Annotated in this window: 6 protein-coding genes; 2 read left to right on the plus strand and 4 right to left on the minus strand. The window is 42.9% G+C overall.

What is annotated here, in order from left to right; genetic code table 11:
• Positions 1-13: 13 nt before the first annotated feature.
• On the minus strand, positions 14-712 hold the full coding sequence (locus CDC37_RS01350) for a Crp/Fnr family transcriptional regulator (protein ID WP_096620136.1): 699 nt from the start codon (positions 710-712) through the stop codon (positions 14-16).
• 1,113 nt (positions 713-1,825) lie between these two features.
• On the opposite strand from CDC37_RS01350, the gene CDC37_RS01355 reads away from it, so the two are divergent.
• Positions 1,826-5,773, plus strand: a complete 3,948-nt coding sequence (locus CDC37_RS01355; RefSeq protein ID WP_096620137.1) for a hypothetical protein — start codon at positions 1,826-1,828, stop codon at positions 5,771-5,773.
• A gap of 221 nt (positions 5,774-5,994) precedes the next feature.
• On the opposite strand, the gene CDC37_RS01360 is transcribed toward CDC37_RS01355, so the two are convergent.
• Positions 5,995-7,725, minus strand: a complete 1,731-nt coding sequence (locus CDC37_RS01360) for a cation:proton antiporter (protein WP_096620138.1) — start codon at positions 7,723-7,725, stop codon at positions 5,995-5,997.
• Positions 7,726-8,266: 541 nt separating this feature from the next.
• Between CDC37_RS01360 and CDC37_RS01365 the strand changes: the two genes are divergently transcribed.
• The gene (locus CDC37_RS01365; RefSeq protein ID WP_231943183.1) at positions 8,267-8,740 is read left to right on the plus strand and encodes a MarR family winged helix-turn-helix transcriptional regulator; all 474 of its coding nucleotides are present in this window, start codon (positions 8,267-8,269) and stop codon (positions 8,738-8,740) included.
• Positions 8,741-8,946: 206 nt separating this feature from the next.
• Here CDC37_RS01365 and panB read toward each other — a convergent pair whose 3' ends face one another.
• Together panB and bcsA are read right to left on the minus strand one after the other, a co-directional pair.
• Positions 8,947-9,723 carry a 3-methyl-2-oxobutanoate hydroxymethyltransferase gene (gene panB, locus CDC37_RS01370; RefSeq protein WP_096620139.1) on the minus strand — a complete coding sequence of 259 codons (777 nt, stop codon included), beginning with the start codon at positions 9,721-9,723 and terminating at the stop codon, positions 8,947-8,949.
• Positions 9,724-10,531: 808 nt separating this feature from the next.
• Entirely contained in the window at positions 10,532-13,135 is a 2,604-nt protein-coding gene (gene bcsA / locus CDC37_RS01375) for a UDP-forming cellulose synthase catalytic subunit (RefSeq protein ID WP_096620140.1), read from the minus strand.
• Between the last annotated feature and the right edge of the window lie 60 nt (positions 13,136-13,195).

Consider the following 13,195-nt stretch of genomic DNA (forward strand, 5'->3'; position numbering starts at 1 on the left):
TACGGATTGGTGGTTACACTATCATTTTTTCTAACGCTGTTAAATCGGGAATACAAATTATATCTTGCTGACGATGGATTAGTCCTTTTTTTTCCAGTTTGGTTAGTACCCGTGTCACCGTTTCCCGCGCTAACCCACTCAAACTACTCAGTTCGCGATGGGGTAAATTGGGAATTTCCGTACCCGTTTTCGCCTTAATCCCTTGACCGTCAGCCAGAAATAACAAAGTATCTGCCACCCGTGATTGGCTATCAGACTCACGTAAACGCAAACGTCTGTTAACTTGACGTAAGCGACGCGCCATTAACTGCGCTAGTCTCACTCCAGCCATTGGTTCAGTATGGAGTAATTTCACAAAATCCTGCGCTGGCATACTACCAATATTAGTCGGAGTCAAGGTAATCACATCGGTAGAACGTGGTACCTCATCCAGTGCAGCCATTTCGCCAAATAGCTCCCCCTTGCCAATGATATTGAGTGTAACCTCCTTCCCCTCCAAATTGTAAGTGCGAATCTTCACCCAGCCATCAATTATGAAATAGACAGAACCACCCCAATCATTTTCCAACAAAATCACTTGGTTTGCAGGATGCGATCGCGTCACCATATTTGCTAATGCTAACTCAATCAAATTTTCTGGCAATCCTTGAAAAAAAGGAGCCAAACGCATCCAAGTTTCCATATACTCCTGGGGGTTCTTCCATTCTTCCATGTCAATATCTCTCCCAATAGCCGAGAACAGCACATCAACAGTATAGAAGTTGCGATTTACACCACAACTCAGTCGGCAATCCCAGCACCAGCCATTATTGCTCAGTCACATTCCAAGATAAAGCTAAACTATGTTACATAGCAAAGAAGTTTTTATTAAAAGGGGTGCTGGGGAAAAAATATTTTGATTTTCATCCCGACCCCCCTCGAAGAAAAGCCACCTGACGGAAAGCTTTTGGGTGCTGTGTAAGAAAATGTATCAAAATTTGAGCAAAATGGTATTATGCACCTCTTCAGACTTGATCACTCCTCTTACACCCGCATTTCTCACGCAACCTAAAACTCACAGGGAACAGTCCGTGACGGGAGTATCCGTTACTCAAGGCTTATAACTTACTTGTGAGAAATTCTGGTTATAGAGCTTTTTCTTCAGAGTACTCACCTTGTATGTATTAGTGTGTTTCCTGTAACCTGATCTCAAATCCTTTTATCCCCAAATGTGTTTAACCTTACTTTCCATATACCCAAGGCAAATTATTTTTGTTAACGTAAGATTTTTAGCTAATTGCGATGACAAAGGATGATACAGACAATGGGGAGGTCAAAGGAGTGAAAGTATATTTGTTTTAGTCTCAATTCTGACTAGATGTAATTGGTGAAATTGTTAATATTTGGGTGCAAAAGAGATTATTGTCAAGTCAGTTGGTATTAATTAAGACGTAAAAAATGCTGGACTAAAAGCAAGCGATCGCGTAATCTTTTTTATTTAGGTGTCAATTTCTGCTCTAGGCGTGGCACATCCAAGTTTGACTGTTGGCAACAGAATCCTTCTTGTGCTGTTGATGTTTTTCTGCCGTTGAAGTTATAAATTTGGGCAGTACAGACATAAAATTTATGTTTGCCAATTATTGTCTGAGTAAAATATCCTAAATTGGATTGTCATCAGTCGATACGGCAACAGTTATCAATTTCTGTCTGTCAAGTTCTTTGTTCCAATTATTCCCCTGGAGACGACCCACCGGATCATCTCTATTCCCCACTCCCTACTCACTCTACTTTCAAGCTAGCATTAGCAAAATTAATCTAATTATATTTTCGAGTTAAGGTAAAAAAAGTGACTTCCCGCACAACTGAAATTCAATCGTTGATTGCAGATATTGATGGTTTACTGGCAAATACTGGTAAGCGTTTATCCCGTTCTTTATTCCAAAAAGCTTCTGGTTCGGTTGATGATACTAATTCTCAACCTCGGCAGATTTTAGAACGTGTTCGCAGTCTCTTGATTGATTTAAGTTCGGAAAATGGCGATGGGAACCGTGAGGTTGCTGGGGTATTGCCAACAAATTCACCGATATTGGCTAAGTTGCGGGGGGAGGATTTACCCTCTCCCCAGGAACAAATTAACGAAGTCATCACACCTTTGCGGGAAGAAATTCAAGCTTTACTCGCAGAACGTCAAAATTTGGTTCAGGAAATTCGGGAACTAGAACAACAACGCTTAAAAAATCATTCCCTTACTCAACAGTTAGCCCAGCAAGAACAAACGATTGCGGAATTTTTACAAGTCTTAACTAATCGCTTAGATGCTCGATTTCCCCTACCACCATCGTCAACCGGGTTAGGAAATTGGGATAATACCGTAATTCCGCCATCACCAGAATTTAATCTCCCTGATATTCCTCATGCTGCTGTAGGAGCGATAGGTAATCATCCATCGACGGAAAAACTCGCAAGATTAACCGAAGAACTAGATCGACGTTTATTAGCACTAGATGGAACTGTGAATGTGGTGTTTGATGCACTGCAACGCAATATTCAAACCTATGGGGAATCCCTTTCCCAAAGTTTGACCAGGATGCAAAGCACTAGTCAGCAAGGTGAGGAGGTTTTAATTAACTTAATTCGGAATTTAACCCAAGCAATCCCAACTCAAGTTCCCCCTGGGAATATTTCCAGTGGTAGTTCTAGTAATAGCTCTAGCAATAGTCCCACGAGAATTATTAGTGCAGATCCGCTGGTAAATACTCCCCAGTCAAATCCCCAACAGCAATCTGGGGAAGAAAGCACTTCAATTTCTTCCCCCTCAACCTCCATCGATACCCCGGATTTAGATGCACTATTGCTGGAGTTAAGTCAGGATATGGACACCTCCTCTAATATTGCCAATCAACCCAGAACTAGTAAAAATATACCGGGGAGTGATGCCATCGACGCTTTATATGCGGGGTTATTCACCACGGATATCAAACCTAGTTACAATGCGAATTTCCACACCCCACCGCAACCCGAGACCATTTTCCAGCCAAATCAGGAGCAAAATGTTGTTCAAGATACTATCACCGATAGGGGTAATTCCGACATCATCAATGGGGTTGATGAAATAGCCACCATATTAGCAGACCCAGGAAATGGGGAAATTGATTTACAAACAGTTGAACATACTTCCCCGGAAGTGGAAACAACCACACCTGCAATCCATCCACTCAATCCCAGCGAAATCATTGTCACAGAATCATCACAAACTGAATTAGTAGTTGAAGAAACAACCATCGAAAACCCTCCAGAAACATCTTCAGAAATTAGCCAATCAGCTCAAGATTTATATCCACCCACCACCTTAGATCCCAATCTTGTCGTCAAAATTCTCCCCAGCAACCCCAATTCCCCAACTTCCCTTCCCCAAGAATTAACAGACCCCTGGTTAGATGACCCAGAAGAATCTAATCCGTCGGAAACAATTGCAGCACAACCACCCGAACCATCAGACATAATTACCACCCTCACCGACCTGGAAATCAAACCGCAACCCCCCACACCCGAATTAACCACCAATTCCCAATCCCACCAAACCCCACTTTCTTCCGCGACATCACGGGATAATTTAATTGCGCAAGCAACAGCTAGCCTGGATTTAGACCAGATTATTCCCGAAATATCCCTAGATTCCCAGCAACAAGCCCAACTCCACGCTGATTTAACCCAATTTGAAGCTCAACCAGTAATTCCCCTACCCCTAGAAACACCCTCAGAAATAGCTAGTACCCCAACCCTACCCACACCCAACTTAGAAAAAGTACCCATGGGGGATACGCAAATTACACCCCTACCGGAACCGGAAATTATTTCCATCACCCAATCCAGCGATGATGACGACGCGCAAAATGCAGCCGCAGATTCGGCAGAAACGGTGTGGTATCTAGGAATTGATATTGGTACAACCGGAATTTCCGCTGCTTTACTAAATCGAACCACCACGGAAATTTATCCCATTTATTGGTCTACCGGTTTAGACACCAATAGTACGGCTCCTCTTCGAGAAGAAATTGATCTGGCGAACACAAAACGCACATTCCGCCTACCAGCAGAAGTATATTTACAAACTAACCATACCAGTGATAACTCTCATCAATTTACCGCCCAACTCAAACCATACCTGCAAATTGCCCTACCCTACCGCAACCAACAAAATAGCTGGGAACCCACCCTCCAACTCAACGAAGCTGCCAGCGTATCCCTAGCTTGGATAGTGCGATCGCTGTCCAAATTATTCCTCACCCTCAAATCCGATACCCACAGCACCACCATTGGTTTAACCGCCTCTGCCCTGGGTTTACCCGCCGCCAACTTCACCCAAATTATAGAGAACTTGAGTGGTGTAATTTGTAACTGTCCCACCAATTGGTCAGAACAATACCGATTTAATATCCGGGAAGCTTTACTCATAGCCAAACTCGTCTCCCATCCCCAGGAAGTCTTCTTTGTCGAAGAAGCGATCGCCAGCCTCATTTGCGAACTAGATGGAGCCAATGGGGAAGAAGTATACACCCACACCGCCAACCAACTCCAACCCACCCGTAGCCAAGAAGCACCCATCCTCGGTAATACCCTAGCGATTAATCTCGGTGCTAGTGGCACAGAAATGTCCCTAGTTGATATCCCCGAAAACCTCCTAGAACTTGCCCACAGCGACTTCATGCTCCACAGTTTCGCCTACGGCGGTAAAGGCATCGAACAGGATATCATTTGCCAACTTCTCCTCCCCGAAAAATGGCGACAATCCCGCCTCGTCAAAAATACGGACGACACCATTACCATCACCCCTTGGCATTGGTTGCCAACCATCCCCGGACTGGAACAAACCCGTCTATCTAGCCTCAAATGGTCAGAAATTTCCCTTCCCCACCCCGGAGAACCAGACCTTCCCGAACGTATCCATCTTCAAAAACGTCTAGAAACCTACCCCCTCGGTCAAGCACTCCTAGATGTGGCCAACGCCATTAAACTTATTCTCCAACACCAGGAAACCTTTACATTTGAACTTGCAGACCAACGCTGGTTGCTCCACCGTCGCGACCTGGAAAGTCAAGTATTTGTCCCCTTTGTCCGTCGTCTCAACCGCGAACTGAATCGCCTCCTAGTAGCTCGTGGTATCCCCACCGAAGCCATCGACCAGGTAATTCTCAGTGGAGGTGTGGCCAATTTAACAGCAGTCAATCGTTGGTTAAGGCAAAAACTTCCCAATGCCCAAATTATTCAACACCCCCACACCAGTGAAAACAACAGTCCCAACTGTAGCCGTGTCGCCTACGGATTATCAGTCCTACCCCTCCATCCCCAAATCCTTGACATCCCCCGTCAACAATACACCGATTATTTCCTGTTTACCGAATTACTCAATTTGATTCCCACATCCCCAGAACACACCCCACAAGCACGTCCCATCACCTTTGGGGAAATTATCAGTCGCTTGGAAGCCAAGGGGATTAATACCCGTACCTGTCAGCAAAGAATTTTAGCGTTTCTCGAAGGCGAACTTCCCAGTGGTGTGGTTCCCAACAGCATTGATTCCCTTTGGTTAACCCCAAGTTCCCTCGATAGCCATGAATATCGAGCGATTACAGCCAACCCCCTATTTAGTAAACAAGGTAGCCTTTCCTACCAACCCAATTACCAACAAATCCAAATTCTCCGTCGCTATCTCGACACCATTCAAAGTAGCAATCAACAATCCCTAGCAGAACCCTACACGGTGAATTTTGCCCTGGGAATACCAATTAGTTAGTAGAGACGCGATATATCGCGTCTAAATTATCACGTCTAAATTATCGCATCTAAATTATCGCATCTAAATTATCGCATCTAAATTATCGCATCTAAATTATCGCGTCTAAATTATCACGTCTAAATTATAGCGTCTAAATTATCGCATCTAAATTATCGCATCTAAATTATCACGTCTAAATTATCACGTCTAAATTATCGCGTCTAAATTATCGCATCTGATTAATTTCCCATACTAGAGCGCACACTGCGATATTTACCAATGCGGATAGTATCAATAATTTGGTGAATATGGGTTTCTGGTTCACCCAAAGTCGTTAACAAATGGGTACCCAACTCCAAAGCTGCTTCAAACTCCGGTTGCACAACCTCCTTTGCTCCCATCTGAGTCAGTAAATCTATTTCCTGGTCGTAATGCGATCGCGCAATTACATCCAGATTTGGTGCGATTTTCAAAGCATGGGATAGTAATATACGCGTACTAGCAGGGTCAGGTAGAGCGATCGCCAAAGCTTTAGCTGTATTCAGATGACTTTTTTCCAGAACCAGTTCGGAATCAGCATCACCAAAAATATAGGGTATTTTTTGCATTCGTAAGCGTTGAATACCAGCTTCGCTGTTTTCGATCACAACCACGGGATAACCCTGAGTGATGAGGATATTAACAATTACTTGTCCGACTCTTCCGTATCCAGCGACAACCACATGACCGCTAATATGTTCAGGAACAGAAAGGAGTTTGGGTTCAGAAAATTTCTGCATCCACTTCGCAAAAAAGGGTGCTTGGAGGAGATAATCCACAATTTTGGGGGAAAGGTTCATCCCAATGGGAGTTAAGACTAGGGTAATAGCGGTGGTTCCTAGTAATAATAAATAGGTTTGTTGACTAATTAAATCTTGTCGCAAACCAGCTAGAGCTAATACAAAGGAAAACTCTCCGATTTGATTGATACCAAAACTGGTGATAATAGCAGTTTTTGGGGAATAGCCAAAGATTAAAATAATCGCCAAAACAATCAAGGCTTTTCCCACCATGACCACAGCCACTAATTCCAAAATTAAGAATAAATTTGCTCCCAGAATATTCGGGTCAATTAACATCCCAATCGAAGCGAAAAATAAACAGGCAAACGTATCTCGCAAAGGCAAAATTTTAGCCAGAGCATGGTCGGAATGTTCCACTTCAGAAATCATTAAACCAGCAACAAATGCCCCCATTTCCACCGATAATCCCAAAGCAGCCGTTACTAAAGCCACCCCTAAACAAAGGGCAATTACGCTTAAAATAAACAACTCTGTACTTTCAGTAGCAGCAATATGTCGAATCAGAACTGGAACTACCCATTTGCCAACTGCAAATGCCACCAACACAAAAATAGCCACTTTCATGAGGGCGGAAAATAAAACCGGGAGAAAATTTTCTGGTTGTTGTAACGCTGGTAAAAGTGCTAACATCACCCCCAAAGCTAAATCCTGAGCAATCAAAATTGCTAACATTAATTGCCCATGTAAAGTATTAATTTCTCCCTTCTCCGTTAAGGTTTTTAAAACCACAGCCGTGGAAGAAAGGGACAAAACAGTACCTAAAAATATGCCTTGGGGAATACCCTTGACCCAACCAAAAAATATCGTCAAACAAGCAACTAAAATCGTTGTCAAACCTATTTGTAAAAGACTTCCTTTAATTGCTATATCCTGTACCCGTTTTAATTCTGCAATGGAAAACTCCACACCCAAGGCAAACAACAAAAACGCCACCCCCATCGACGCTAAAGCCTTAATCCGAGGTAAATCATTTAACAACTGCAATCCAAACGGTCCAACCAAAAAACCACTGGCTAAGTAACCCAGTAGTACAGGTTGTCGACAACGGTTAGCAATGTATCCACCCAATGCCGATGTTCCCAAAACAGTCGTTAAATCGAGAATCAGACCATGTTCTGAACTTGCCATATGATTTAAGTAAAATTACTGGTGTTACGCAGTCTGGAGTTTTTCAATAGCTATAATCCCGAATTTCTCACAAATCCCTAAAATTTGCAGGGGGTGGGTAGAGACCCGACATGTCGCATCTGTATGGAAGTAGTGGGAAAATCAACCCGTTACTTAAAGCTTACCGATGACTCACCAGAAATGCAGGTAAAATGCGATCGCTATGGGAATCGGAAACTGCAAATGCTATACAAATGCTAATCATATACAGCAATCCTACTTAAGTTGTGAAAAATAGCGAGTGCTTACACCAGAAAGTAGTTTGTTCCTACTCCCCACTCCTCATCCCTCTACATCAAGCGAGATTCCTATAGGATGTTCCTATTTTTTGATTGCTGGTAACTATCAGTCACTCCATTAATTACTAACTTAAATTTCATAACTAATAAACGCAACTAGGGTTATCACTTGAGATTCGGTATCTTGGCAATACAAATACCGAATTTTAAATTGATTATCAGCCATAGGTTGGCGTTAGATAATGGAGCTGAGGTAAAATCTTTTGAACGTAACTAACCAAAACACGGTCTTCCAATTTCAAAGTCCAGATGACAGTCCAGGTTTTTTACTTTGGCAAGTTTCTAACCTGTGGCAACGTAAAATGAATGCAGGACTAAATCAATTAGGACTAACCCATGTCCAATTCGTTCTATTAGCTGGGATTATTTGGCTAAGTCAAGCCGAAGAAACTATTACCCAGGCGAGATTAGCAGCCCATGCCAAAACTGATATTATGATGACTTCAAAGGTATTACGCGCCTTAGAAAAACGGGGATTAATTAAGCGAGAAACTAACTCAAAAGATACGAGAGCTAAATCTTTGAAAATTACTCCAGAAGGTTATGAAATAACAATTTCTGCAACCCAAATTGTAGACGCTATTGACCGCAATTTTTTCGGTATTTTAGACAATCATATCCATGAATTTAATGAGCATTTAGTTAGCATTGTTAACGCCAATAAGACCCGTGTTTAGAGATGACAGCGAAAAGTATCATCACAGGGTAGGGGAAAAGTTAAAATTGCACTTTTCCCATCTTCTCAGCCGCTTTTATTGCTTAAATCAAGGGCTAGAACTACTACTACAAACTTGAATAATTAATGCGATGGACTAATAGTGCGTCTTCTCCCAGAGAAGAGATAAACCCCTATTCCCCCATGTCCCTCCCTACTGCCTACTCCCTATTTACTGGGAAATTCTCTGTTTCTCACTTCCACACAAAAATCCTGTACTGCTTGAGTGATTTGCGCACGGAGATTTGTATAAACTTTAGCAAAAGGTGGCTGTCGCTGTGATAATCCTAATAAATCGGAGGTGACCAAAACTTGTCCATCACAATCTACCCCCGCACCAATACCAATGGTCGGAATACTCAGCTTGTTGGTAATATTTAAACCCAATTCGGCGGGAATATGCTCCAACACAACTGCAAATACCCCTGCATGTTCTAAAGCTAAAGCTTGTTCTAAAATCTGCTCAGCCTGTTCTGGGGTTTGTCCCTGTTGTCGCAATCCTAACTGATGTATTGATTGTGGAGTCAAACCCACATGTCCCATTACGGGAATTCCAGCTTGTACTAACCTGCTAATTGTTTCCAACATCTGTGGATACGCACCTTCTAGTTTCACAGCTTGCGCACCCGTTTCCTTGAATACCCTTCCTGCTGAATGCATTGCCTGCTGAATACTTTCTTGATAGGTTAAAAACGGTAGGTCTACCACAACTAGCGATCGCTCTACCCCCCGACATACTGCTTGAGCATGGTGTAGCATCGCTTCCAGGGTAATTGGTAAGGTATTTTGATAACCCAACATCACCGCCATCGAATCCCCCACCAAAATCAAATCCACCCCCGCAGCATCCAAAAGTTGGGCTGTAATATAATCCCACGCTGTCAATGCCACAATTGGACGTTTTTGTCGTTTCCATTCCGTTAGCTTTTGGGGTGTAATTACCATTTTGTAATTACCTTGATTGCTTATATCTGCTTAATCAGTTTACCTTACTCCCTACTCCCTACCCCAACTAAAATACTTTTTCTGCAAACCCTAACTAAGTAGGTAGGTGCAATTCAAAATAAAACCGCAACATCACCAATCATTCGGCTTAGAGACGACCCGACGGGTCTTCTCTACTCCCTGATCTCTTACCTATCCCCAAATTTATTCATGCCTCAAAATTAATACACATCTTTTATACTTATCACTGTCCTGTTTATATGGGAAAGCCAAACAAAAATTAAGAAAAGTAAATATGAATCACAGATAGTAAATAGGGGTTGTTTTTTTAGTTAATGGTGCTAACCTGATAAATAGGCACAGGAAAGGAATTAAACAAGTCATTAGAAATGACTAACAAACCGAATTTTCTGCTTGTATTAGATACCGTGCCTCCTGTTATCTAATACGCAACGGCAATCAAGATTCTGTGAGTGCATCCAAAAACGTAAATGTGTTTTCGCCTTGAGTAAAGAATTTCACTTTTGTTGTAAAGAGTTTTTGGAGGTTTTCAAAGTACAGCCAAAATGCCTGCCTAGCTGCAAAGTCGATAGGGATGCATAGGAGCCAGAATACTTTGATTGCAGTATAGAGTCCACCTTATTTGAGTTTTCCACTGAATTTCACTCTTACAAATCCATCGAATCTATTTAAATACCGTTGAATTCTGATGACGCTTTTCGGTCAGGGATTCAACGGTAAAATTTTGCAGATAAATTTTTATCGATGTGCAATGTAGAGACGCGACACGTCGCGTCTCTACAGATACCTACAACACCTCTAACAACTGTTTCAGTTTCGGTGATTGCCGGTCTTTAAACTTGTCAGGGAAATTCATTTCAATAGCGATCGCACCACCGGGTTTTTCCTCGACGGAGGTAATTTCGGCTACTAATTTACTTGGTTGTAGTGTTTGGTGATTTTCACCTAGGACAAGACCAACTAGGGGTTTAACTGTACGCATCACATGTAAGTCTTGTTCGCCGATTAGTCGCTGGGAAGATACAGACCGACGACTCTCTAATTCTAGGCGTAAACCACTGACCCCTAGTTCGGTCGCAACTCCAGCGAAAAAGTGTCCGTCCCAATAAACTTGACCTTGGCTATGAACTTGTTTGCGAACTTTTTTGGGTGGGGTATTATAAGTGACATCACGCAGACTACGTTTCAGGCTAGTAGCCAAAAATCCTAGGGAGGACATAGGGTGGTCAGTATCAGAACGACTTTGGGAATACCACTCCCGGACATCGGAGTAAATAACTAGTATCAGCGCATCCATTTCTTGACGGGAAAGGTCAACAAAATCTAAAGCTAAATGGGTTTCGGATTCGCTAATTGGAGAAAGGCGAACTACACTAGCTTTAAATTTAGCACGGGTGTTAAAGTCGCCGACAATCTCCACATTGATTTCATCGGGGAGATTGGGCCATGATTCTAACCTAACTAGGGCACCAGTTTCAGAAATATTGACGGTTTCACCCATAATTGTTTGACCGTTACTACTGATAATTATGGGGAGTTGGCGCTGGAGACGGTGGGCTGTGCGCACTTGGGGTTGTTCAAATCCTACCAGTAAAGCGGCAATCAACAAAATCAAGTTAAATCCTGACCACATCGTGTTTACTAGCACCGCTTGCCAATCTTCCGGACGTAGGAGAATCCAGTAGGGAACCGCTAATAGGGAAGCGACCACTAAAAGGGTGACAATCACTAATCCCCGCATCGACTTCCAGTCAAAGGTGCGTTTACTGATGTTCACCCCTTTATCAGTCACGTTAAAGGAACCCAGTTTCGGGTTAATTAAAGCCAGTAGTGTCACCCATCCCGATTGGAATGCCATTACAAATTCAAAGATTTCATTCCAGAAGGAAAAGCGAACGTGCTTGTAGATAATATGGTTCGTGTACAAAGATAGGAGAATGTGGGGAACCGCATAAGCCAGGGTTTCAATCCCCAAACCCTGGACAGAGTTAATGCCAAATAGCAGAAATAACGTGGGTGCGATCGCGTAAACTAAACGCGGGTATCCGTAGAGAAAGTGGGATGTAGCACTTAAATAACACAACCGTTGGGCTAGGTTTAATTTGAGTTTGGGGTTAAATAGGGGGTTTTCTAGGCGTAGAATCTGTGCCATTCCCCTAGCCCAGCGTACCTGTTGACCAACATAGGCGGAGAAGGTATCCGGGGCTAGTCCTGCTACCATGATTTTGTCATAATACACTGACTTGTAACCCCGGGAATGTAAACGTAAAGCGGTGTGACAATCCTCCGTCACCGTTTCGACAGCGATTCCCCCCACTTCTAAAGCGTGGGATTTACGGATAATCGCAGCCGAACCACAGAAAAAGGCGGCATTCCAGAAATCATTACCTTTTTGTAAAACTTTATAAAATAGCTCGTTACCAACGGGAATATGTCCCCCCGTAACCAAATTGCGCTCAAAGGGGTCAGGGTTATAAAACCAGTGGGGTGTCTGCACAAAGGAAACCTTCGGGTCGCGGAAAAAGCCCACGGTATGTAATAAAAATTGTCGGGAAGGAATGTGGTCACAGTCGAGAATTAGGACTAAATCGCCTTGGGTTTTATGAAAAGCAGTGTTGATATTGCCAGCTTTAGCATGTTCATTATTATCTCGCGTCATGTGGACACAACCGATTTCTGCACACATGCGTCGCAGTTCTTCCCGTCTTGCGCGAAACTTCTCCCGACGGGGGTCATTTTCCGGATAACGTTCGGGACGACCATCATCTAAAACGTAGACAGTCTTTTTCCCCGGTACATATTCACAGGCGATCGCAGCTAAAGCCGTTTTGCGGACAATTTCCACATCTTCGTTAAAGGTGGGAATGTAAATATCCACCGTGGGTAATTCTTCCTCGGAAAAGGTCGCTAAATTGACGGGTTTACGTTCTTTAATTTTCAGGGTTTGAAAATAGGCCAAAACCAGGGTCAAAATAGCGTATAACTCGGCAGCAAATAGCAACGCACAAGCCGTACCATTTACCCAAGTATCAAAATTCAGGGTATAACTAGTACGGTAATACAGATATCGTAAAGTCGTCACCAAACTTAGCCAAACCATGAACAGGTGGTAATATTGGCTAATTTGCTCCGACGATTCCTGCTCCTCAGCCCGAATTACAATTTGACCGAGGATAATTAAGAATACTGCGATCGCGCCCTGTTGCCAAACCTCTAGGGGAGTGACAATCAAAGGAATTGATAAAGCCAATAATAACAGCACCAGCAACTTTAAGGCGCGATTGTCAAATTTGCCTAAAGTTCGTTCAAAAAAACGGGGTGTTAATTCCGTTAGCCAAGTTGTTAAAGCTTGTTTTTGCGGATTTGGGGGTTGAACTGAAGAAGAAGACATATTTTGGATTTAAGATTTGAGATTTTGGATTTGAGATTGTGGATTTTGAATTGCAGATTG

It is taken from the genome of Calothrix sp. NIES-3974 (genome assembly GCF_002368395.1).
GTDB lineage: Bacteria > Cyanobacteriota > Cyanobacteriia > Cyanobacteriales > Nostocaceae > NIES-3974.

Coding starts and splice junctions, on each gene's coding strand:
- CDC37_RS01350 (WP_096620136.1), bottom strand. CDS start 712: ATGGAAGAATGGAAGAACCCCCAGGAGTATATGGAAACTTGGATGCGT.
- CDC37_RS01360 (WP_096620138.1), bottom strand. CDS start 7,725: ATGGCAAGTTCAGAACATGGTCTGATTCTCGATTTAACGACTGTTTTG.
- panB (WP_096620139.1), bottom strand. CDS start 9,723: ATGGTAATTACACCCCAAAAGCTAACGGAATGGAAACGACAAAAACGT.
- bcsA (WP_096620140.1), bottom strand. CDS start 13,135: ATGTCTTCTTCTTCAGTTCAACCCCCAAATCCGCAAAAACAAGCTTTA.